This is a genomic window from Blautia sp. OF03-13 (genome assembly GCF_003460685.1).
In the GTDB taxonomy this organism is placed as follows: Bacteria; Bacillota; Clostridia; order Lachnospirales; family Lachnospiraceae; genus Fusicatenibacter; species Fusicatenibacter saccharivorans.
The window spans coordinates 62,794-86,916 of sequence record NZ_QTVR01000001.1; the positions used below are offsets into that span (position 1 = coordinate 62,794).

A 24,123-nucleotide genomic window follows, 5' to 3' on the forward strand; every position below is an offset into this window, starting at 1 on the left:
ATATGGAACCACAAAAGAAACCGATTCACCTCAATGAAAATGATACCCCATATCTTTACGAACCCTTTCGAAACCAGATGCCGGCAAAACGACCGCATCCGGCGGAAAAAGAAAAGATACTGAAACCATGGCAGGGTCTGCTGGTGTTTGCCTTTCTGATGGTTCTTTTTAATCTCGCCGGAATCCCGCTGGTTCTTGCAGGCGGGATGTATGGAAATGCGCTGGACGAGATCATGGTATTCCTGATCGGATCCATTCTCGTCGTACGGGCACTTCATATTCCGTTAAAAGAAGTGTTCCCATTAAAAAAGCCGGATGGAGCCGGAATCCTCGGAACCATTCTGATGTGGTATGTGACGTACCGTGGTGTGCTTGCTCTTTTCCTTCTGATGGAATGGATTTTCCCGCAGGAATACGCAAGCCTCTCGGAATCCATGGACAGCAGTATGGCGGGCCTTTCCTATTTCGGCGAGCTGCTTGTCGTTGCGCTGACACCGGCCATCTGTGAAGAAGCACTGCACCGCGGTCTTCTGCAGTACAGCCTGCGCGGAATCAAAAAGAAATGGGTGATGCTGCTTCTGATGGGCGTTTATTTTGGCGCTTTCCACATGAGCATCGTCCGTTTTCTTCCGATGATGATGATGGGAATCGTTCTCTCGTATGTGCGGATGAAGACCGACAACATGTTTTACAGCTCGCTGTTTCATTTCGTCCATAACGCATCGACGATTGTGGCGAGCATTGCGGCAAGCTTCCTCTATATGTTCTCGCAGGGGAACGCAGCAGCAGGCAGCGGATACGCAACGGAAACGTACATCGGCATGTATCTGATCGAAGCGGCGCTGATGCCGATCGGTCTTTATATGGGAAGCCGTCTTCTGATGTACCAGCAGACAAAAAGCGAAGGATTTTTCCCGAAGGAGAGAAGAAAAAAGACCATTGCAAAAATCGTAATTCCGACCATTCTGCTGATCCTTGGCGGACTGTTTTTCTTTGGTATTGGTATGATGTAAAAAGAATCAAAAGCAGTTTGGGCAATTTTGCAGAAATGTCCAAGCCGGGTAGAAAACAGGTACGATTTATGATAGAATAACAGCAAATCAAGCGTTACACGATATTACAGAAAGGAAAAGCTGTTTCTCTAACAAGAGACAGCAGGAATAAGAACTATGGCAAGAACAGCTATTGCTACCGACAGCAACAGCGGTATTACACAGAGTCAGGCGAAAGAGCTGGGCGTTTTTGTCCTTCCGATGCCTTTCTTCATGCGCGGAAAAATCCAGTTTGAGGATATCGACCTGACACAGGAACAGTTTTACGAGATTCTGGCAGAGGATGCGGCTGTTTCCACATCTCAGCCGTCTCCGGGAGATCTGATGGATTTCTGGAACAAAATTCTCGAAGAGTACGATGACATTGTTTACATTCCGATGTCAAGCGGCCTTTCCACCTCCTGTGATACAGCGACCGTGCTGTCCGAGGACTACGAAGGAAAAGTGCAGGTTGTCAACAACCAGAGAATCTCCGTTACGCAGCAGCAGTCTGTTCTGGATGCAAAGAAAATGGCAAACCGCGGCGTGGCAGCAAAAGACATTAAAGCAATTCTGGAAGAGGATGCGCTGGATGCAAGTATCTATATTATGGTAGATACGTTAAAATACCTGAAAAAAGGCGGCCGCGTTACGCCGGCAGCAGCCATGATCGGAACCGTTTTAAATATCAAACCGGTGCTGACGATCCAGGGAGAGAAGCTTGACGCGTTTGAAAAAGCGCGCGGTGTGAAACAGGCAAAGAAAGCCATGATCAAGGCTATGAAAAAAGATATGGACAAACGCTTCGCAAAAGAGCGTGCAGCCGGCATCATGGGACTTCACATTGCCTATACCGCAAACGACAAAGAAGTAATCGATGGATGGATTGTCGAAGTAAAAGAAGCCTTCCCGGATTTTGAAGTCGATGCGCATCCGCTGTCCTTAAGCGTTGCCTGCCACATCGGACCTGGCGCACTGGCAATTGCATGTGAAAAAAAATCTGCAATTTCCTGAAAAATACTATTGACAAACAGCAGACGTGATGATATATTGTAGAAGTATGCCGCACAGAGAGGTAAAAGAGTCGAAAGACCACCAAATCTGGCGAGTAATTGATAGGGAGGTGCCATATGTACGCAATTATTGCAACAGGTGGTAAACAGTACAAGGTAGCTGAAGGCGATGTTATCCGAGTAGAGAAACTTGGCGTTGAAGCTGGAGAAACCGTAACTTTTGATCAGGTACTTGCAGTAAGCAATGACGGACTGAAAGTTGGCGAGGACGTTAAAAATGCATCCGTAACCGCATCTGTAGTTGGAAACGGTAAAGGCAAAAAAGTTATCGTTTACAAGTATAAGAGAAAAACTGGTTATCATAAGAAAAACGGTCACAGACAGCAGTACACTGAAGTGAAGATTGAAAAAATCAACGCTTAAGTCTTATGATTTGTATAACCGTAACAGAGTCTGACGGCGAGTACATCTCCGTGGAGTCAAACGGTCATGCAGGCTATGCAGAGGAAGGGCAGGATATTATCTGTGCCGCTGTCTCCGCACTGATTGTAAACACCGTAAATTCCGTGGAAACATTGACAGAGGATCTGATTATAAGTGAAGCTGGAGATGGATACGTGTATTTTTCATTCCCGAATGGGTATTCTGAAAGTACCGCACTTCTTGTAAAATCACTTTTGCTGGGCCTCGAAAGTATCCGCCGCGATTATGGAGCACAATACTTAGAGATCGCATTCAAGGAGGTGTAATACCATGTTAAATATGAACCTTCAGATTTTCGCTCATAAAAAAGGAGTTGGTTCTACCAAGAACGGTAGAGATTCCGAGTCCAAGAGATTAGGAGCAAAAAGAGCTGACGGACAGGTTGTAAAGGCTGGAAACATTCTTTACAGACAGCGTGGAACCAAGATTCATCCAGGCGTGAACGTAGGAATCGGAAAAGACGATACCTTATTCGCTATGGTTGACGGACGCGTAGCTTTCGAAAGAAAAGGACGTGACAAAAAACAGGTTTCCGTATATCCGGTAGCAACAGAAGAGTAAGACAAAGGTGCGGCTTCAAATCTTAAGAGGTTTGAAGCCGTTTTTGTTAATAATAATTAAAGGTCCAACAGACCGATTTGGATTTAGATAAAACAAGACAGGAGAATACCATGTTTGCAGACAGAGCAAAAATTCTGATCCGCTCCGGTAAGGGCGGAGACGGACATGTCAGTTTCCGCAGAGAGCTTTTTGTACCGAACGGCGGGCCGGACGGCGGCGATGGCGGCAAAGGCGGAGACGTTATTTTTGAAGTTGACGAAGGACTGAATACACTGGTTGATTACCGCCACAGAAGAAAGTTTTCTGCTACCGACGGCGAGCCGGGAGGAAAACGCAGATGCCATGGCGGAAACGGCGCAGATATTGTCCTGAAAGTACCGGAAGGAACCGTCATTATGGACGCTGCGAGCGGAAAAGTCATCGCAGATATGTCTGGTGAAAACCGCCGTCAGGTTGTATTAAAAGGCGGAAAAGGCGGAAACGGAAATATGCATTACGCAACCGCTACCATGCAGGTTCCGAAATACGCCCAGCCAGGCCAGCCGGCACAGGAGCTGGAAGTAAGAATGGAACTGAAAGTCATCGCGGACGTCGGACTCGTCGGCTTCCCGAACGTTGGAAAATCGACCCTGCTTTCCCGCGTGACAAATGCAGAACCGAAAATTGCAAATTATCACTTTACCACGCTTTCCCCGAACCTCGGTGTCGTAGACCTTGAGGGCTGCAGCGGATTTGTTATCGCAGATATCCCGGGACTGATCGAGGGTGCATCGGAAGGAGTCGGCCTCGGCCATGAATTCCTGCGCCACATCGAGAGAACCCGCGTGATGATCCATGTAGTAGACGTTGCATCGACCGAGGGAAGAGATCCGGTGGATGATATCAACAAGATCAACAAAGAGCTCGAAGCCTATAACCCGGAGATCGCAAAACGCCCGCAGATCATCGCGGCCAATAAGACCGATGCGATCTATGTAGAAGAGGGCGAAGAGGATCCGGTGGAACGTCTGAAAAAAGAGTTCGAGCCGAAAGGCATCCCGGTTTATCCGATTTCTGCCGTCAGCGGAAAAGGCTTAAAAGAGCTTTTATATGCCGTACAGAAAAAACTCGATGAGCTTCCGAAAGAGCGTATGGTCTTCGAGCAGGAATTCTTCCCGGAGGATATGCTTCTTGCCGAGAACCTGCCGTACACCGTCGAGCAGGACCCGGAGGACGAGCACCGTTTCATCATCGAGGGACCGAAGATCGAGAAGATGCTCGGCTACACTAATCTGGATTCCGAGAAAGGTTTTGCTTTCTTCCAGCGGTTCTTAAAAGATACCGGTATCTTAGACGAACTCGAGCAGGCCGGCATCCAGGAAGGCGATACCGTCAAGATGTATGGATTTGAATTTGATTATTATAAATAGAACGAATAAATAACGAAGGAGGAGACGTATGACCAGCAAGCAGAGAGCATACCTGAAAGGCCTTGCCATGACCATGGAACCGATCCTGCAGGTAGGAAAAAGCAGCATCACGCCGGAGCATACCGCTGCTGTAGCAGAGGCACTTGAGGCGAGAGAACTGATTAAAATCAATGTACTGCAGAACTGCCTCGATGATCCAAGAGAGATCGCAGAAGTTCTGGCAGAACGCACCAATTCCCAGGTCGTACAGGTGATCGGCAAAAAGATCGTGCTGTACAAAGAGGGCAAAAAAGAGAAAAAGAAAATTCAGCTTCCGAAATAATCCGCAGGAAAGAACCGCCGGGACCGGAGCATACCGCTGCAGTTCCGGCGCTTTTTGAGGAAAACGTATGGAAAAGACAAACAGAAAAATTGGCATTATGGGAGGCACATTCGATCCCATTCATATCGGTCATCTGATCCTTGGCGAGGCGGCGTACGAGCAGTTCGGGCTTGATGAAGTCTGGTTTCTTCCGGCCGGAAATCCGCCACATAAGCGGAACCGGGCGGGACAGGCAAAGGATGCACAGCGTGTCGAGATGGTGCGCCGTGCCATCGCATCCAATCCGCATTTTGTGCTCTGCACCAAAGAGATGAAAGATGAGGCTATACCTACAGTTATCGGACGCTTGAGGCGATGCGGAAGGAACATCCGGGCACGGAGTTTTACTTTATCATTGGAGCGGATTCCTGTTCTATTTTGATGAGTGGAAAAATCCAGAGCGGATCTGCGCCGCGGCAAAGATCCTTGTGGCGACCAGGGATCGGGCAAAAGAGAAAGAGCTTCTGGCCTGTATGGAACGAAATGCAAAAAAACTTCACGGTACCTTTCTGAAACTCGACACACCGAATCTGGATGTTTCTTCCCACGAACTGCGGGAATGGATCCGGGAAGGAAAATCCGTGAAATACTATCTGCCGGATTCTGTGATTTCCTACATTCAGGAGCAGAAAATCTATCAGGATTAGAGGAAGAGCAGGATGGAACAGTACGATTTATGGAAACTGGACAAAAAACTCCAGAAGGAAGTCGATGAAGACCGCTATCATCACACGCTCGGTGTGATGTTTACCGCAGCATCCATGGCGATGGTATGGGGCGAGGATCTCGAAAAAGCCCGTGTCGCGGGACTGCTTCACGACTGTGCAAAATGCATTCCGAATAAGAAAAAAATCACCATGTGTGAGAAAAATAAGATTGAAATCACTGAGTTTGAGCGGAACAATCCGTTTTTGATCCATGCCAAGCTCGGTGCATTTCTGGCGAAGGACAAGTATAAGGTGGAAGATCCGGAGATCTTAAGTGCCATCACCTGGCATACGACAGGAAAAGAAGATATGACATTGCTGGAGAAGATCATCTATATCGCAGATTATATCGAGCCGGCACGAAACAAGGCACCACACCTTACCCGCCTTCGGAAGCTGGCATTCACCGATATCGACGAATGCATGTATGAAATTTTAAAAGATAGTATGGCGTATCTGTCGGAAAACCCGAAGACGATGGACCCGATGACGGAGCAGGCGTATCAGTTCTATGAGGCACTGCACCGGGAACGGACGGCAAAGGAGGAAGCATAAATGAGCGAAGCAAAACAGACTGCAAAACTTGCACTGGAAGCACTGGAAGATAAAAAAGCAATGGATGTCCGCATTCTGGACATTACCCATGTTTCGACTCTGGCAGATTATTTCATGATCGCCAGCGGAAGCAACCGCAACCAGGTACAGGCGATGGCAGACAACGTGGAGGAGGTACTCGGAAAAGCCGGCGTACATCCAAAACAGATCGAAGGCTATCAGACCGCAAACTGGATTCTGATGGACTACGGCGATGTTGTCATCCACATCTTTGATGAGGAGAACCGCCTGTTCTACGATCTGGAGAGAATCTGGAGAGACGGTAAAGTCGTAGAAAAAGAAGAGATTATGTAAGTTGGGTGGAAAAAGGCGCAGAAAATCCGGAACCGTGCAGAGAAAGGCGGACGGGTTCTCTGCGCCTTTCTGGTGTTTGGAACGCATATGATAAAGAAAAAGGGGAATATCACACGATGAAAAAAATAGAAAGCGGATCGCTTGCTGTGATGCTCGATGAAGAGACGCTGGGACTTAGGATCGAAAAAGACGGCGTTGTCTGGAATACGGATCCGAAAAAGACACCGGAACTGATTTTTGCAGAGGGAACATACCGTTTCTTGGATGCAGAGGAGATTTCCCATGAGGTCTATTCCTTCGGCGTCGGATGCGGCATCCGGAGCCGTTATGCGGGATTTGCGGGAACACAGTATGCCTTCGAGACGATTATCTGGATCGAAGCTGTGGATGAAACATTTTGGATGGAGTGGATTCCGCTCTGCGATGAGGGACTGCATCCGGTAAAGGTGCTGTGGCCGACGGCAATGGAGTTTACAAACGGGCGCGATGACTGGTATACACTCCTTACCGAGGGACAGGGACTTCTGATTCCGAATACCTGGAAGACGGAACTTGGAAAGCTTTCGTTTGACGGCAGATTTGAGACCTCCGGCGGCTATATGCCGTGGTTTGGCCAGGTGAAGGAAAGATGCGGCTATACAGCGATCTGTACAACACCGTGGAACGCCGGTTATCAGGCAGAGCATCCGGCAGGCGGCCCGTATACCAGCGTGGGGGCATGGCTGGAGCCAAGCCTTGGAACAATGAATTACCGCCGCGTATTCCGTTATACGTTTTTAAATGACTGCGATTATAACGACCTCTGCAAAACATACCGTCAGTATGTACGGGAACAGGGCCATCTGCGCACTTTGAAAGAAAAGGCAGTACAGAATCCGTCCATTCACGATCTTGTGGGAACGTGTTTTGTTCATACGGGAATCAAGACGGTTGTGCAGCCGGAGTCCGGCTTTTTCGATCCGCAGAATCCGGAGAAAAATAACCGCGTAGTGCCGTTTTCCGTGCGCGAACAGCAGATCCGCGAAATTCATGATCTCGGCGTAGAGAAAGTCTATCTTCATCTGGACGGCTGGGCAGAACCGGGGTATGACAACCAGCATCCGGACTACACACCGGCATGCCAAGCGGCCGGCGGATGGGAAGACATGAAATCGCTTGTCGATACGATGCATGATTTCGGCTACAAATTCGGTATTCACGACCAGTACCGCGATTATTACCATGCAGCGCCGAGCTACGATGAAAATTATGCCTGCCGCCTTCCGGATAGAACGATACCGGGACACAGTTACTGGGCGGGCGGACCGCAGAGCTATCTCTGTGCAACGCAGGCACCGTTCTATGTGAAACGGAATTTTGCCGAGCTGAAGAAAAACGGAATCCGGCTTGACGGTGCATACCTCGATGTGTTTACGTGCAACGAGGGCGACGAGTGCGCAAATCCGGAGCATGTGATGACGAGAAGAGACTGCTATACGTACCGCGGAAACTGCTTCTCCTGGCTGCTATCACAGGGGATTCTCTCAAGCTCCGAGGAGGTCAGCGACTGGGCCGTTCCGTATCTGGTATTCTGCCATTATGCGCCGTACGACTTTATGCTGCGCCCGGCAGAGACACCGAAAAAAGGAATCCCGGTGCCGCTCTTTAATCTTGTGTATCATGACTGTGTGATCGAGCCGTGGATGATGGACCGTGTTTCAAAAGACGAGGACTATATGCTGTATGCGCTTCTTGCAGGCGGTGCACCGTATCTTGTACGGGACGGCGCATATCCGAATACAGATGGTGCATTTGACGGGGAGAAAATCAGTCTGGAAGAGATGACAGAAAGATGCCGCGTTGTAACGGAGCTGCATGAAAAAACGGCACTCTTGGAACTGGTACGCCACGAGTGTATGACGGTGGACGGAAGCGTACAGAAGAGTGAATTTTCCGATGGAACATATGTTATTTGTGACTTTGCAGAGCAGATATATGAAATCGGATACGGGGCATAAAAGAAAAGCGCCACATGTAGATTTTGTTCTTATAAAAATACAAGATTTTGTGGTTTTCCTTGTATTTTTTCAAGTGCATATCTTGCGCGGAAAGCAGAGATTTGTTATATTATGCATGCGGAGGTGTTCATGCCCGGTGCAAAGAAGATGCCGGAGCGTGACGAAACAAAATAACACCAGAAAGGAACAAAGCAAATGAGAGAATTTGAACAGTGGGATGGCTTTACCGGAAGACTCTGGAAAGAAGGCATCGACGTACGTGACTTTATTCAGAACAACTATACTCCATATGACGGAGATGAGAAATTCCTGGAGGGACCAACAGAGGCTACAGACCGTCTGTGGGGCAAATTACAGGAACTCCAGAAAGAAGAGCGTGCAAAAGGCGGCGTTCTGGATATGGAGACAGACGTTGTAAGCGGAATCACAGCTTACGGCGCAGCATATATCGATGACAGCATGAAAGATCTGGAGCAGGTAGTTGGTCTGCAGACAGACAAACCGCTGAAACGTGCATTTATGCCGTATGGTGGAATTAAAATGGCTGAGCAGTCCTGCGAGACTTACGGCTACAAACCAAGTGAGAAGCTTCATGAAATTTTCACTAAATATCACAAAACACATAACCAGGGTGTATTCGACATCTACACACCAGAGATGATGAAAGCCCGTCATAATAAAATCCTGACCGGTCTGCCGGATACCTATGGCCGTGGCCGTATCGTAGGCGACTACCGTCGTGTTGCTCTGTACGGTATTGATTACCTGATCGAGCGCAAAAAAGCAGACTTCGCTGCAACAAATCGTCAGGGAATGCGTCGTGGTGACTTCCAGTTAAGAGAAGAGATCGCTGACCAGGTCAGAGCACTGCAGGATATGAAAGTTATGGCACAGTCCTATGGCTATGACATTTCCGAGCCGGCTAAGAACGCAAGAGAAGCTGTTCAGTGGCTGTACTTCGGATACCTTGCAGCTATCAAAACTCAGAACGGTGCTGCAATGAGCGTTGGCCGTGTATCTACTTTCCTTGACATCTACATCGAAAGAGATATCGAAAAAGGAATCCTGACCGAGAAAGAGGCTCAGGAGCTGATCGACCATCTGGTAATGAAATTCCGTATGGTTAAATTCGCAAGAATTCCGTCTTACAATCAGCTGTTCTCCGGTGACCCGGTATGGGCTACTCTGGAAGTTGCCGGTATGGGAATCGACGGACGTTCTATCGTTACAAAGAACGATTTCCGTTTCCTGCATACACTGGAAAACATGGGACCGTCCCCAGAGCCGAACCTTACTGTTCTGTACTCTGAGAATCTTCCGGAAGCTTTCAAGAAATATGCAGCTCATATTTCTGTACAGACAAGCTCCATCCAGTATGAGAACGATGATGTAATGCGTCCGGTATGGGGCGATGATTACTCCATCTGCTGCTGTGTATCTGCTACCGAGACCGGTAAGGAGATCCAGTTCTTCGGCGCTCGTGCAAACCTTGCAAAATGCCTTCTGTACGCGATCAACGGCGGTAAAGACGAGAAGACAAAACAGCAGGTTGCTCCGGAATATCAGCCGATCACTGCTGAGTATCTGGACTATGATGAGGTTATGAAGAAATACGACGTTATGATGGACTGGCTGGCTCATCTGTACGTTGGAACTCTGAACATGATCCACTACATGCATGACAAATACTACTATGAGGCAGCAGAGATGGCTCTGATCGACACCGATGTAAGACGTACCTTTGCAACCGGTATCGCAGGATTCTCTCACGTAGTAGACTCCTTAAGCGCAATCAAATACGCTAAAGTTAAAGTTATCCGTGACGAAGAAGGAATGGCTGTTGACTTCGAGACAACCGGCGACTTCCCAAGATACGGCAACGACGATGACAGAGCAGACGAGATCGCTGTATGGCTGCTTCGTACCTTCATGGACAAACTGAAATACTGCCATACCTATCGTGATTCTGAGCCGACTACCTCTATCCTTACCATTACTTCCAACGTTGTATATGGTAAAGCAACTGGTTCTCTGCCGGACGGAAGAAAAGCCGGTGAGCCTCTGTCTCCGGGAGCTAACCCGTCTTACGGCGCAGAGAAGAGCGGACTTCTTGCTTCCCTGAACTCTGTAGCAAAACTGCCGTATGAGGACGCTTTGGACGGAATCTCCAACACCCAGACCATCAACCCGGGCGCACTTGGCCACAACGACGAAGAGCGTACCGAGAACCTGGTACACGTTCTGGACGGATACTTCGAGCAGGGTGCACATCACCTGAACGTAAACGTATTCGGAACCGAAAAACTGATCGACGCAATGGAGCACCCGGAGAAACCGGAGTATGCAAACTTCACAATCCGTGTATCCGGCTATGCAGTTAAATTCATCGACCTGACAAAAGAGCAGCAGATGGACGTAATTGCACGTACCTGCCATGATCATATGTAATTTCTGAAAATGTTATTTCTAAAAGCCCCCGCGGCCGCAGCAATGCGGCTGTGGGGGCTTTTTGTATATCGGTGCTTGAATTCCAGTAAAATCCACTTGATTTAGAGTACATAAAATGAGAAAATTTATCAGATGCAGAACGCTAATTGAAAAACTTTTATCAAGTAATTCATAGCGTAAGTTACGAGTTAATGTTATAATACCAAAGTTAGAATTTCCTAACATAAGAAAAAATGGAGTTTTATTTATGAAAAAGAAAATTGTTGCAGCATTTTGTCTTGCCATGGTGATGACGGTCGGCGGATGTTCCGGTGCGGGGACAGCAGCGCAGCCGGAGAGCAGTGAAAGTCAGACACAGCCGGCGTCTGTTTCGGAGTCTTCGAGCAGTTCTGACGCTTCGGAAGAGAATTCCACGCAGAAATCCGCATCATCCACAGCTTCTTCCGATGCCGCAGATGCATCGAGCAGCCGAGATATTTTTGCGATGGATACGTACATGACGGTCACTGCCTATGGTCCGAATGCAGAAACGGCGGTGGATCAGGCGCAGCAGGAGATTGAGCGGCTGGATGCACTTCTGTCGACCGGAGAGAAGACGAGTGAAGTAGCGCAGATCAATGCAAACGGCGGCGGAACCTTATCGGAGGATACCACCTATCTGCTGGAACGCTCGCTGGATCTGTATGACAGCACAAACGGCGTTTTCGACATCGCAATTTATCCGATCATGGACGCCTGGGGTTTTACAACCGGAAATTATACGATTCCTTCGGATGAGACGATCGAAAGCCTCCTTCCGCTGACCGATGCCAATGATATCCTATACGACAAGGACAGCGCATCCATCAGCTTTGCCAAGGACGGCATGAAAATTGACTTCGGCGGAATCGCAAAGGGCTATACCTCCGGCAGAATCGCCGATATTTACCGGGAATGCGGTGTGACGAGCGGGCTCATCAACCTCGGCGGAAACGTCAGGTTGTCGGCACGAAAACGGACGGCAGTAAATGGCGCGTTGCCGTGCAGAGTCCGGAAGCGGAGGATGATTATCTCGGCATTCTCTCGACGGCCGACCGGGCGGTTATTACTTCTGGCGGCTATGAGCGGTATTTCGAACAGGACGGCATGAAATATCATCACATCATCGACCCATCGACCGGTCATCCGGCAAATAACGGTCTGGTGTCGGTGACGATCGTAAGTGCTGACGGAACACTGGCGGATGGCCTTTCTACTTCTCTTTTCATCATGGGAAAGGACAAGGCAGCTGAATACTGGCGTGCACACAGCGATGAATTTGACACCATTCTGGAGGATGAGGACGGAGTTCTGTATGTAACCGAAGGAATTGCCGATGATTTCGCATCCGATCACGAGACAAACATTATCAGGAAAGACGGTGATACATAACCATGGGAAAATGGAAAAAACTGACAGCATTTGCACCGGCTCTCGCGGCAGTTATCGTAGCAGCCTGCGCCGGTATTTCGCTGAATGGCTACACTGCACCGGTTTACGCCGTAGAGCAGCCGGAGGCACTGGTGACACCGGAGCCGGAACAGGATACCGATGCAGCGGAAAAGAAAGATGATACAAAAAAGAAGGACGATACCAAAAAGACAACCGATACCGAAGCAGAACTTGTCGCAGCCGTCGGTTCCGGCAGCTTTGAGCTGGCGGACGGAACGTACGAAGGAAGCGGAACAGGTTTTGGCGGTACGATTACAGTCTCTGTCGTATTGAAAGACAAAACGATTCAGTCGATTTCGATTGTAAGCGCTCCCGGCGAGGACGCAGCTTTCCTGAACCGTGCAAAGGGAGTTATCGACCGTATCATCGCATCCCAGAGTGTGGATGTGGACACGGTTTCCGGTGCAACTTTCAGTTCAAAAGGTATCCTTGCAGCCGTGAAAAATGCACTGACCGGTCAGGAGGACACTTCAGAACCGGCATCCGCATCAGGAGCGGCAGGCGGCGGAACAGTTACGGTATCTAAAATTGAAGAGCCGGCTGCCTACCGGGATGGAACGTATTACGGAACTGGAACGGGATTTGGCGGCACAATGAAAGTCTGTGTTGTTGTCAGCGGCGGAAAAATTGCTTCGATTGATATTGTGGAAAACAGCGATACGCCAAGCTACCTTTCCAGCGCTTCCTCTCTGATTTCGACGATTATCTCAACACAGAGTACGAATGTGGATACGGTCTCCGGCGCGACATACAGCTCCCGCGGTATTATTGAAGCTGTGCGGAGTGCCTTAAGTCAGGCGGCAGTGAACGGGTCTTCCAGTACAAACGGAGGAAGCCAGAGCAATACAAACAACGGAAACAACAGCCAGAATAATAATCAGAACAATAACAACTCGTCTGCATCCAAGGGAAGTTTTCCTTATCAGGACGGAATTTATTACGGAACGGCCGCCGGTTTCCAGGGAGACATCAAAGTGGCGGTGGCCCTGCAGGATCAGACGATCAAAGCGGTACTGATTCTGGAAAACGAAGATGACGAGACATTCTTCAACCGTGCCAAAGTCGTAGCGGACCGCATCGTAGACGGACAGAAAACCGATGTGGATCTCGTATCCGGCGCAACGTACAGCTCCCGCGGCATCCAGAACGCAGTAAAACAAGCGCTGGAAAATGCGAAGAAAGCAACAAACGGCGAGACCGTTCCGGATAACGGAACGAGCAGCGGCGGAACCACAACGATTCCGGAAGGAAAATTCCCATACGAGGAAGGCATTTACTACGGAACCGGCGAGGGCTATCTGGGAGACATTACAACGGCAGTTGTCATTCAGGATGAGACGATCAAGGCAATTCTCGTGACCGAGAGTGAAGATGACGAAGCATTCTTAAAACGCGCAAAACAGACAGCAAAGGACGTTGTGAAAAACCAGACACTGGAAGTCGACACCGTTTCCGGCGCAACCTACAGCTCCAGGGGAATTCTTGCGGCAATCGAGGAAGCTTTAAAAGAGGCAGAACGCGTAACTGAGGAAAAGAAAAATCCAACCCCGACGCCAACGGTAACTCCGACACCGACGGAAACACCAACCCCGACCGAAACCCCGGAGCCAACTGAGGCGCCAACACCAACCCCGACGGAAACTCCGGAACAAAAGATCTATCAGGACGGCGAATACACAGCGATTGCCGTCTGCGAGCCGGATGAAGATGAAGATTTTACCGCTTATCAGCTTTCCGTGACGGTAACAATTGAAAACGATAAAATCGTAGCGTTAAGCAACATCACCGGTGACGGAGACAGTCAGAATGCCTCCTACATCCGCCGCGCATCCGAAGGAACCTCCAAAATCAAAGGCGTTTCCGCTCAGATTCTGGAAACCGGAACGCTTGAAAACATCGACACCGTTTCCCGTGCAACCTGCTCCTCAAAAGCCATTCTTGAGGCATGCCGGAATGCGCTGGATGCTGCGAAAGTAACGCAATAAAGGGGAAAACAGATGAGACAATTGATTGTTCGTTTTTTGAATGTCGCTGTCATTGCTGCTGTTCTGATCGGCTACAATACCGTACTCGATAAAAGAGACAAAGAGGATCAGATCGCGCGGCTCTCGGCAAAGCTTGAGACGACCCAGCTTCAGAAGGAAAATCTGCAGGCCGCAGCAGCTGCATCCAACACGGCGGATACGGCCGCAAGTGAAGCAGCAGAAGCAGAAGGGCAGTACGTGGACGGTACGTATGACGGTGAAGCTGACGGCTTCGGCGGCACCATTGCAGTTGAAGTAACCGTAGAGGGCGGCCAGATTACCGATCTTGCCATCACATCCGCCGACGGCGAGGACAGTGCGTATCTGTCAAACGCGGAGGCGATCATTCCAAAGATTATTGAGGCACAGTCCGCCGATGTTGATACGATCAGCGGAGCAACATTCAGCTCCACCGGTATCAGAAATGCGGCGCAGGAAGCAATAGAAAAGGCGGAGAAATAACATGAAAAATTTAGATCTATCCACATTACCGGCAAAGAAGAGAAAACAGATCGTTTCCTGCCTGCGTGCCGGAATCCAGCTTTTATATTTCCTGTTTCTTCCGTCAGTATTTACCGCTGCATTTAACGGAGTGAAATACATTTTTACACAGCTTGGACAGGGTGAAAAAATTGAGATGACCGCGTTTGTGTCGGCTCTGCTCCTTGTCTGTGCATTTACGATTGTTTTCGGCAGATTTTTCTGCGGTTTTGCATGCGCTTTTGGAAGTCTGGGGGATGCAATGCACGCAATTTATGGTATAATCTGTAAGAAACGTAAAAAGAAGCCCAGATGCATCAAACCGGAGCTGGCAAAAAAACTGGTACTGATCAAATACGGCATTCTGCTTCTGATTGCCCTTTGCTGCTTTGCAGGAGTTTATCAGAAAGCAAGAGGAACAAGCCCGTGGGATGTCTTTTCCATGCTGCATGCGGGAAATTTCCGACTTTCCTCTTATATTCCAGGCATTGTTCTTCTGGTGCTGATCCTGGTCGGCATGTTCTTTGAGGAGCGCTTTTTCTGCCGTTTCCTGTGCCCAATGGGAGCTGTCTTTTCTCTGCTTCCGATCCTGCCGTTCTTTACTCTGCACCGGAAACGCGAAAACTGCATCCGCGGCTGCAGCGCCTGCACGAGACAGTGCCCGTCAGCAGTGGAACTGCCATCCGATGGATCCGTGGAAATCTCCGGCAACTGTTTCCAGTGCCAGAAATGTATTGATACGTGTCCAAAAGGCAATATCCGCTGCGGGGTAAAGGAACTTCACGGAAATGAAATCCTCTTTACGCTGTTCCGTGCTGTATTTCTGCTGACACTGCTGTTATGGCTGGCATCTGATTCAGAATAAGGAAAACTATATGAAGAAAAAAGATCTGATTCTGGCAGGCGCCGTTCTGCTCCTGGCTGGAATCCTTGCCCTGGCGCTTCGGCTGCCGAAAACGGAAAATGGAAATACCATGAAAGTCACGGTGGACGGCGAGGTCTACGGAACGTATTCACTCGCAGAAAATCAGACCGTGAAAATTCAGACGGGTCACGGAACGAATGTCCTGGTGATTGAAAACGGAAGTGCCCATATGGAAGAAGCTGACTGCCCGGACGGCTACTGCAAAAGACAGGGTACGATTTCCCGGGTAAATGAGACGATCGTGTGCCTGCCGCATAAGCTGGTTGCGGAGGTAGAAAGTGACGGATCCACAACGGACGACGCCGACGATGCGCCGGATGTGATTGTAAAATAATACCAGCTTAGAAGAAAGGAATTGGAATTTATGAGAGACAGCCGCACTGCAAGCAGAAAAATTGCCTTATGCGCCATGCTGATGGCACTTGCCATGATCTTCAGTTATGTGGAGGTACTGATCCCGATCAACCTCGGTGTTCCTGGAATCAAACTCGGCATTGCCAATCTGGTTGTAGTCGTCGGCCTCTTTTTCCTTCCGGCAGGGGAAGTCCTGATGATTTCCGTCGCCCGCATTCTTCTGATGGGGTATCTGTTCGGAAATGGAATGTCCATCCTTTACAGCCTTGCCGGCGGGCTTTTGAGCTTTCTTGTGATGCTTCTGCTGAAACACATCAAGGGCTTTAGTATCACCGGCGTAAGTATTGCAGGAGGCGTGACGCACAATGTCGCGCAGATCTGCGTGGCGGCTCTCGTGGTGCAGAACCGCAAACTGTTCTATTATCTGCCGGCGCTTCTCGTGGCCGGAGTCATCACCGGAATGCTGATCGGAATCCTTTCGGACCGCATTCTTTCTGCGGTAAAACGCGATGGACGAAAGAGTTCTTCGCGGTGAAAACTCCATATCTACGGAATTTTTTCTGTGTGGGAACGAAAATCATCCCACAAACTTCACAGTATCGGATCATTAAATAGTAAAAATACTCAATAAGCAGAATCTGTGCCTCTTTTGAGAAAAAATAATCAGTTAAGAGTTAGACAAAACGATCAAAAATTAGTAGAATAATCTACGGTTAGTTAAAACAATTATTGATTAGTGAAAACTAATATAATAATGAAGGACAGTTTTGCCCCTGTTTTTCCTGCAAAACTGTGGAAAAGGAAAAAGGAGGAAGTTATGATCAAAAGAAAAGAACTTCAGAAAAAATCATTAGCAGCCGTAATGGCAGCTTCCATGACCATGAGCCTGCTCCCGGGAACTGTACTGGCGGATTCCACAAGCGGCGTGTTGGCAGATGGTACTTATGAGTCTACCGCTCATGTTACTAGAACAGTAGAAGATGATGAGGATGAGAATGCATGGGATGAATATGACGTTAATGTCAAAATTACAGTTGCAGATGGCAAATTCTCTGACATTGCAGTAACGCCTGGCTCTGGATACAATACAGAGAATGCCACATATTTCAAAAAAGCAGCTACAAACAGCAAAGGATTCAAAACGAAACTTCTTGGAAAAGATGCAACGATTGAAAACATTGAAGGATGGGATATTGTATCGGGTGCAACCAGAACTTCGAATGCAGTAAAAACCGCGGCTCTTGCAGCAACCCAAAAAGCAGCCCCGACTCCAGAAGCAGTAGACACCACAGCACTTGAAAAAGCAATCGCAGATGCCGAATCATTAAAGGAAGCTGACTACACCGCAGACTCCTGGAAAGCTGTCCAGACTGCTCTTACCGCAGCAAAATCTGCTCTTTCTGCAAAAGAATCCCAGAGCGCTGTTGATACCGCGAAAGATGCGCTGAATACTGCAGTAAAAGGTCTTGTTAAAGCACCGACTCCGACGGCGACCCCGACAGCAACGCCAACCGCAACCCCAACGGCGACCCCGACCGAGACTCCAACTGAGCAGGTGGCTTACGTTCTGATGAACATTCCGTATGATGAATTTTATGCTGCAGATGTAAACAACTCTGTTCCAGTGGATGTATTTTCTTCCGCAACGAAGAGCAAAACAAGAACAGCCACTCTTGCCGGTGGTTCTTATCATACCAATGCAGATGGAAGTGCAATCAATGGAATTACCTTCCCTGTTAAAGTAACAGGAGTGGATCTTTCCAAATTTAAGAAAGTAACAGATTCTGATTCTGTAAGTATTACAGTAACAAACCGTGGTCAGACATCTACACAGACATACACCGGAAAAGACGCCTTATTTGAAAACTCAGACTATGCATATTATGTATTAAGCGAAGCACCTTCTTACTACAAAGAAGCAACGGTAAATGCAGATGGCTCTCTTTCTTTTGGAAAAACAGTTGGAACTGCAATTGAACTGACCAATGTATCTCCGGAATTTATGACTGAATCAAGCTATGGAGATTATCAGCTGGATCTCGACGGACTGGAGAACACGATTGATGTTGGAACCGATCAGATCTATGGTGTTATTGTCAGCACAAAAGAAGGCAATGACTATGGTATGCGTCATGTGGAAAATATCTGGCGCGGAACAGAGCTGGCATGGTCAACTGGATTTACAACACAAGTACATGGATGCCCGACTTCTTCTGCACATTACAAGAGCATGATGGGACAGCATATCAATAAGGTTACTTATTATACCAGCAAAGGAATCTACACGATTCCAGTGAATGATATTTTTGTTCCAACAAAATTTGAATCAAGTGTATCCGTAGAAGACGCTTCTCTTTCCGCTGGAAAGACAACGATGACCGTAACCGGACTTCCGGCTGATTATGATGCAGAATATTCCGTAGATGGTCTGGATGGATTTACAGTAGACGGAAATACCATTTCTTATTCCGCAAATGCGAAAAAAGGAATGTATACTCTGACGATTCATGATAAAAAAGGTGTTTATGCAGATCTGACACAGAGCTTTACTCTGTATACAGATGCAATGCCGGCTGCTTACAACGAAAAAGGAAGTGCTCCGGCGCTTGTAAAAGCAGAGAATGCATCAGAAGATGACTTTGCTGATTATATCAAGAACATCACTTCGGTAAAAGTAAATGGAAAAGAATATGCAGCAACTGGAAAACGGAAAATAATTCTGATCAAAGAAGACGGTACGCTTGATCTGACAGCTGCCGCTTTTGCAGAAGGAAATAAATTTGAAATCGAAGTAACTGCAACAGGTTACAAGACGCTTTCCTTTACTTATGAGAAGAAAGAAACAACATATAAATATGTATATGCAGGTCTTACCTGGGCTGAGTATTGGGCAGCAGAAGGAGTTCAGGCGGCAGGAAGCGACGCTGGTTCGGATGAAACTGACAGTCGCAAAGAAAGTGATAAAGGCGCTTTTGATGTTGTAACCCGTGCGACCACAAACCATGGACTGCACAGAGGAAGCTTCCAGTGCGCAGCGACTATCTACATGAAAGATGGCACAACCTATGATGTGGCATATTATACCGCAGCAACCACGGCAGTTCTGACCAACGGCGAGACCGTAACTTACGACAAAAGCCAGATTGATCATTATGAAGTAAAAGGCCTGAAATATGTGCCTGTAAAAGTTTCGGAAGATGATTACGAAAATTTCTGCAAAAAGTATGTTGTGGTAGAAAACGGCGGAACACTTTCCGGTGGATTTTCTGAAAATAAACTGCAGAGCTATACAGGCCTGGTTGCAGATGTAACAGAAAACACAAACGGTCTGAAGATAGCAGTGAAAAATGTAGATGGAAGCTTCTCCTTCTCGGCAGGAACAACAGGAAGTGAATCCGGAATCAAAGATCAGGCGCTGAAGACAGCTCCGGATGCTGAGACCGTAGGACTGACCGTGAAAGAAGCCAATGGTTCTTATGGAGAATTCCTTCGCGTAGATTTAACGGGAGATTACGGCGATCTGGCTGCTAATCTGCAGACCGTAACCTGGACTTATTACGGTGATGATTCCACTTATACGAATGCAAAAGCAACGTATGGAACAAAATTCGCAGCAGATAACTGGATGCATAAAGTAATGGGAATCCAGCTTGGCCTTACCGATTCCCTGCGCTGCACTTTACCGGAGGGAACGGATGGAACCGGTTATTGGAAGATTACGATTCATGCACTTGGCTATGCAGATGCTTCCTACACTTTTGAAGCAACCAAAGCGAACATTGTAGGAGCTGATCCGGTAGAGAGCACAGCAGCACTGGAAGAGGCAATTGCAAAGGCAGATGCACTGAATAAAGAGCTTTACACGGAAACTTCCTGGAATAATATGCAGACAGAACTGGCAGAAGCAAAAGAAGCATTGGAGAAAAAACAGAGCCAGGGAACCGTAGATGAAGCAACCGAGCATCTGAATGCAGCCATCGAAGCTCTGCAGTCCCAGTATGTATTAATGAATATTCCGTATGCAGCGTTCTATCAGGCAGAGGTTCATAATGATGTTCCGGTAGATGCGTTTACTTCCGCAACAAAGAATAAAACAAGAACCGCGTCTCTTTCCGGCGGATCTTATCATGTAAATGCAGACGGAAGCGATATTACAGGTATCACCTTCCCGGTAAAAGTAACAGAGGGTATGGATCTGAGCAAATACACGAAAGTGACAGATGAGGATTCTGTAGAAATCACCGTTACCAACCGTGGACAGACATCCACCACAACGTATACCGGAAAAGATGCACTGTATGAGAATGCAAGCTATGCATATTACACTTTACATGAGGTTCCGTCTTATTACAAAGAAGCATCTGTAGATGCAGACGGCAATGTAACCTTTGGTGCTGTTCAGGGAACCGAGACAGCAAAGCTGGAAAATGTAACGGCAGAGCTCTCCACTAACAGCAAATACGGTGATTATCAGCTGGATCTGGATGGTCTTACTGATACTATCAAAGCAGGCGAAGATACCGTATATGGTGTTGTTGTCAGCACAAAAGAGGGCAACGATTACGGAATGCGTCATCTGGAGAATATCTGGAGAGTGTCTGAGCTGGCATGGAGCACTGGATTTACGACAAGCGTTCATAACTGCCCGACCTCCTCGGAACATTACAAGAGCATGATGGGACAGACCATCAACAAAATTACCTATTACACCAGCAAGGGAATTTACGAAGTCGACGCAGAGGTATATATACCGGTTAAGTTTGCATATGAATTTTCTGTAGAGAATGCGTCTGTCACATCTGGAAATACTTCTGTTAAACTGGAAGGCCTGCCGGATGATTACGATGCTGTCTATACAGTAGAAGGTCTGACGGGAACCGTGTCCGGTAATACTCTGTACTTCAAGAATGCAGAGAAAGGTTCTTATACATTGACTGTCAGCGATAAGAATGGTAAATATGCAGATCTTTCCGCAGACTTTATCCTTTACACGGAAGAGATGCCGGCAGCATTTAACGAAGATACGACAACACCGGGTCTGCTTAAGAACGGGGATGCAACAGATGAAGAGTTTGCAGATTATCTGAAGAACATTACCTCTGTTACTGTAAATGGAAAAGCATATGCAGCAAGCGGAAGAGGAGCTGTTGTACTGTTCAATGAGGATGGTTCCTTAAAGACAGATGCAGCACCGTTCGCAGAGGGCGATTCCTTTGAAATTACAGTTTCTTCACTGGGATATCAGGATCTTAGCTTCACCTGGAAGAAATCAGCAGAAGAGCCGACTCCTACTCCTACCGAGACCCCAACCGTAACCCCGACCGAGACTCCGACCGTAACCCCAACTGAGACTCCGACGGTTACACCTACAACAGTACCAACAACAACCCCGACGACTGCTCCTACCACAATACCTACGACGCAGCCGACGAAGACCCCGACAAGCACCCCGAAAGCAACATCTACTCCGCTTGCAAGTAATAAAATATCCAATACCTCTACTTCCAAGAAGAGCGATAATGCAAAGACCGGTGATGCTACCAACATCTGGGGATGGGTAAGCATGGCAGTTGCATCTCTTGGCGCTGGCGGACTTGGATTCAAACTCCGCGGCAGAAAGAAAAAAGACGACGAAGAGTAATTCAGAACGAAATGACTGAGAAATTCTTCTGACATAAGAAATCGCAGAAACCTCTGTTCCAGCTTTTCTGGCAGAGGTTTCTGCCGTTTCGAGGAGTAAAAAAAGTGATTCTTTTCTTTTTGTAAAAAACAAAAAATTAAGTGTTCACACAACACCCAATTCATGCGATAATAATACTGTATTTTTTGCACATGCAGCATAATGGAGGTGACTTAGAAAACATGACAGCAAAACTGTTGGAAAAACATATTACCGATACGATTCGGGAATGGCAGGTGAAGATCGGCTATGAGGGCGGTACGATGAAGCTCTACTACCCGGCGGAGTCCCTGCGCCGTTCCCTCTCTTTAGACGAAACAGAAGACCTGGATGCGGCACTTGCCGCGTTCTGTAAGGAAGTACAGCCGCGTCTTGGAACACTTGCGATTTCAGCGGTCAAGGACCGCTACTGCATGGAAATCCCGGAGGAGGGATGTTCTTATATCGAGCGGAAAATTCCTATTCCGGAGCTCCTGCAGAACCTTCTGCAGGTGATCACAACGCCTGGAAACACAATGGAACAGGTTCGAAACTGCTTTTCTTCCTATGCAGAGAAAATGCATACTACCGTGGAAGAAAACGCATCCGAGGAGCATGAGATGGGCCATGTATTTTCTTTTTCAGACCCGTCTGTAGATGAATACTGTTACTGTGTCGAAGAAAATGAATTCGGCCTGACGTATCACCGTTTTTCACGGGAAGATTACGAGGCTTTATAAATAAAAGGAGGATATACACCATGGAATTTACAAAACTGCTGGAAGAAAGAAGAAGCATCCGCGCGTTTGATCCGGAGAAACACGTAACCGCAGAGCAGATCCAGGAGATTGTACAGGCAGCGATTCAGGCACCATCCTGGAAAAACTCACAGACAACACGGTACTATGCCCTTGTAACACCGGAGAAAGTCGAAGAATTTTCCGCAAAATGCCTTCCAGAATTCAATCAGAAGAGTTCAAAGGGAGCCGCACTTGTCGTAACAACATTCGTAAAAGACCGCTCCGGATTTACGCAGGACGGCACACCAGACAACGAAGTTGGAAACGGCTGGGGCTATTACGATCTCGGCCTGCACGACGAAAACCTGATCCTGCGCGCAAGAGAACTTGGCCTTGATACTCTGATTATGGGAATCCGTGATGAGAAAGCTATCCGTGAAGCCCTCTCCATTCCGGAGAATGAGCTCCTTGGTGCTGTCATTGCTGTCGGCTACCGTGCCATCAACCCGGACAAGCCGAAACGTAAAACCGTGGATGATATCTTAAAACTGTTCTAAATCCGGCGCATCCGTGTGAAGACGTGCGCGGTACTTTCCAGGCGGGAATCCAAAGAACCGGGAAAACTGCTTGCTGAACGCATAGACATCGCCATATCCGACAAGACCGGCAATTTCCTTCATCGGTACGCCGCCCTCGAGAAGAATACGGGCCTGCTCCATTTTCTTCCTGGTGCGGTACCGTGCAGGAGAGACGCCGGTCTGTTTTTTAAATACTTTTCGAAATGTCTCATAACCGATCTGGAGTGACCGGGCAAGCTCTTCGAGAGAAATTTCTTCATCAAGATTCTGCGAGAGCATATCGCAGGCGGCCTCGATCGGATCCCGCTGCAGATTCACCCGGTGCGCATGGTAGCCGTACATTCGCAGAATCTCTTTTTCCATCTCCGGAATCCGCAAAGGCAGCAGACTGTCCGGTGTGGCCTTTAACGACTGCAGAAGCTTCTGATACCGCTCGAGATCGCCGGGAAGCAGCTCTGCCTTTAACACCGGCTCCCGGTTCAGAACCGAAAGCGAGCAGAAAGAATCAAAAAACGGTTTCCCAATCGAAATAAAAAATTCCAGCCATTTCCCATCGGGGTCTACGCGTGTGGAATGCGGCACACCCGGCAGACGCTGGACCAGACTTCCCGCCTGCAGCGGATAGGAGGTGCCGTCCTCGGCAATATATTCCCCGCTCCCGCGCAGCAGCACGAAACAGCTGTAATACTCGTTCGAAAAATGATACTGCGAGCGGTCCGCCGTCTCTTTCCGCATAAAACCGCACGCCAGAATCCCGTTCTTCATTTCATTTCCAATACAGCGATAGATAACATCGCTCTTTTCTATTTTTGCAAGCAGATATTCCGGTATCATACGACTTCTCCTTTGCTTTCCCATTTTGGATAAAAGAAACACCAGATCAACTATTTCTCATCCACGTGCAGTGTTTTATACTGAATCATAAGATAACTGCATGAATCTTCTGAAAATCCACAGATGTATTATATCACAGG

At 48.0% G+C, this 24,123-nt stretch carries 22 protein-coding genes and 1 pseudogene; 22 read left to right on the top strand and 1 reads right to left on the bottom strand.

Translation table 11 applies throughout. The features are described 5' to 3' along the window. The first annotated feature begins 2 nt into the window (after nt 1–2). The 22 genes and pseudogenes from DXA55_RS00325 to DXA55_RS00430 all read left to right on the top strand — a co-directional run bounded on the left by DXA55_RS00325 (nt 3) and on the right by DXA55_RS00430 (nt 23,128). Nucleotides 3–1,013: a type II CAAX endopeptidase family protein gene (locus DXA55_RS00325; protein WP_158564996.1), complete on the top strand. Its 1,011-nt coding sequence runs from the start codon at nt 3–5 to the stop codon at nt 1,011–1,013. Nucleotides 1,014–1,169: 156 nt separating this feature from the next. After that, on the top strand, nt 1,170–2,045 hold the full coding sequence (locus DXA55_RS00330) for a DegV family protein (RefSeq protein WP_055267903.1): 876 nt from the start codon (nt 1,170–1,172) through the stop codon (nt 2,043–2,045). Nucleotides 2,046–2,161: 116 nt separating this feature from the next. Beyond that, the gene (gene rplU / locus DXA55_RS00335; RefSeq protein WP_022462906.1) at nt 2,162–2,467 is read left to right on the top strand and encodes a 50S ribosomal protein L21; all 306 of its coding nucleotides are present in this window, start codon (nt 2,162–2,164) and stop codon (nt 2,465–2,467) included. Between the two features lie 5 nt (nt 2,468–2,472). Then, nucleotides 2,473–2,793: a ribosomal-processing cysteine protease Prp gene (locus DXA55_RS00340; protein WP_055228163.1), complete on the top strand. Its 321-nt coding sequence runs from the start codon at nt 2,473–2,475 to the stop codon at nt 2,791–2,793. A 4-nt stretch (nt 2,794–2,797) separates the two neighbouring features. Beyond that, nucleotides 2,798–3,088, top strand: coding sequence for a 50S ribosomal protein L27 (gene rpmA, locus DXA55_RS00345; protein ID WP_022462904.1), 291 nt, complete (start codon nt 2,798–2,800; stop codon nt 3,086–3,088). Nucleotides 3,089–3,198: 110 nt separating this feature from the next. After that, nucleotides 3,199–4,497, top strand: coding sequence for a GTPase ObgE (gene obgE, locus DXA55_RS00350; protein ID WP_022462903.1), 1,299 nt, complete (start codon nt 3,199–3,201; stop codon nt 4,495–4,497). 28 nt (nt 4,498–4,525) lie between these two features. Then, nucleotides 4,526–4,819 (top strand): ribosome assembly RNA-binding protein YhbY, encoded by a 294-nt coding sequence (gene yhbY, locus DXA55_RS00355; RefSeq protein WP_022462902.1) that lies wholly within the window; start codon nt 4,526–4,528, stop codon nt 4,817–4,819. Between the two features lie 67 nt (nt 4,820–4,886). Then, on the top strand, nt 4,887–5,240 hold the full coding sequence (locus DXA55_RS18200; RefSeq protein WP_330414997.1) for a nicotinate-nicotinamide nucleotide adenylyltransferase: 354 nt from the start codon (nt 4,887–4,889) through the stop codon (nt 5,238–5,240). A 91-nt stretch (nt 5,241–5,331) separates the two neighbouring features. Then, on the top strand, nt 5,332–5,505 hold the full coding sequence (locus DXA55_RS18205; RefSeq protein WP_330414998.1) for a hypothetical protein: 174 nt from the start codon (nt 5,332–5,334) through the stop codon (nt 5,503–5,505). A 12-nt stretch (nt 5,506–5,517) separates the two neighbouring features. Beyond that, nucleotides 5,518–6,120 carry a bis(5'-nucleosyl)-tetraphosphatase (symmetrical) YqeK gene (gene yqeK, locus DXA55_RS00365; protein WP_055217892.1) on the top strand — a complete coding sequence of 201 codons (603 nt, stop codon included), beginning with the start codon at nt 5,518–5,520 and terminating at the stop codon, nt 6,118–6,120. Beyond that, nucleotides 6,121–6,474, top strand: a complete 354-nt coding sequence (gene rsfS / locus DXA55_RS00370) for a ribosome silencing factor (protein ID WP_022462899.1) — start codon at nt 6,121–6,123, stop codon at nt 6,472–6,474. A 116-nt stretch (nt 6,475–6,590) separates the two neighbouring features. After that, entirely contained in the window at nt 6,591–8,471 is a 1,881-nt protein-coding gene (locus tag DXA55_RS00375; protein ID WP_117812845.1) for a DUF5696 domain-containing protein, read from the top strand. 195 nt (nt 8,472–8,666) lie between these two features. Further along, complete coding sequence (pflB, locus tag DXA55_RS00380) at nt 8,667–10,919, top strand: formate C-acetyltransferase (RefSeq protein ID WP_117508947.1); 2,253 nt, start codon at nt 8,667–8,669, stop codon at nt 10,917–10,919. A gap of 496 nt (nt 10,920–11,415) precedes the next feature. After that, nucleotides 11,416–12,329 (top strand): annotated as a pseudogene (locus DXA55_RS00385) (FAD:protein FMN transferase). A 2-nt stretch (nt 12,330–12,331) separates the two neighbouring features. After that, complete coding sequence (locus tag DXA55_RS00390) at nt 12,332–14,374, top strand: FMN-binding protein (RefSeq protein WP_117812778.1); 2,043 nt, start codon at nt 12,332–12,334, stop codon at nt 14,372–14,374. 12 nt (nt 14,375–14,386) lie between these two features. After that, a complete protein-coding gene (locus tag DXA55_RS00395; protein WP_117812779.1) occupies nt 14,387–14,875 on the top strand; it encodes an FMN-binding protein in 489 nt (162 codons plus the stop codon). A gap of 1 nt (nt 14,876) precedes the next feature. Next, on the top strand, nt 14,877–15,758 hold the full coding sequence (locus DXA55_RS00400) for a 4Fe-4S binding protein (RefSeq protein ID WP_117812780.1): 882 nt from the start codon (nt 14,877–14,879) through the stop codon (nt 15,756–15,758). Nucleotides 15,759–15,768: 10 nt separating this feature from the next. Further along, nucleotides 15,769–16,152, top strand: a complete 384-nt coding sequence (locus DXA55_RS00405; RefSeq protein ID WP_055217882.1) for a NusG domain II-containing protein — start codon at nt 15,769–15,771, stop codon at nt 16,150–16,152. Between the two features lie 30 nt (nt 16,153–16,182). Then, entirely contained in the window at nt 16,183–16,707 is a 525-nt protein-coding gene (locus tag DXA55_RS00410) for a Gx transporter family protein (protein ID WP_055266099.1), read from the top strand. Nucleotides 16,708–16,989: 282 nt separating this feature from the next. Then, nucleotides 16,990–21,813: a penicillin-binding Tp47 domain C-containing protein gene (locus DXA55_RS00415; protein WP_158564997.1), complete on the top strand. Its 4,824-nt coding sequence runs from the start codon at nt 16,990–16,992 to the stop codon at nt 21,811–21,813. 221 nt (nt 21,814–22,034) lie between these two features. Next, complete coding sequence (locus DXA55_RS00425; RefSeq protein ID WP_158564998.1) at nt 22,035–22,571, top strand: DUF3877 family protein; 537 nt, start codon at nt 22,035–22,037, stop codon at nt 22,569–22,571. 20 nt (nt 22,572–22,591) lie between these two features. Next, nucleotides 22,592–23,128 (top strand): nitroreductase family protein, encoded by a 537-nt coding sequence (locus DXA55_RS00430; protein WP_117812782.1) that lies wholly within the window; start codon nt 22,592–22,594, stop codon nt 23,126–23,128. Here DXA55_RS00430 and DXA55_RS00435 read toward each other — a convergent pair. After that, nucleotides 23,114–23,983, bottom strand: coding sequence for a helix-turn-helix domain-containing protein (locus tag DXA55_RS00435; RefSeq protein WP_055266091.1), 870 nt, complete (start codon nt 23,981–23,983; stop codon nt 23,114–23,116). The two genes, DXA55_RS00430 and DXA55_RS00435, sit on opposite strands and share 15 nt — an antisense overlap. Between the last annotated feature and the right edge of the window lie 140 nt (nt 23,984–24,123).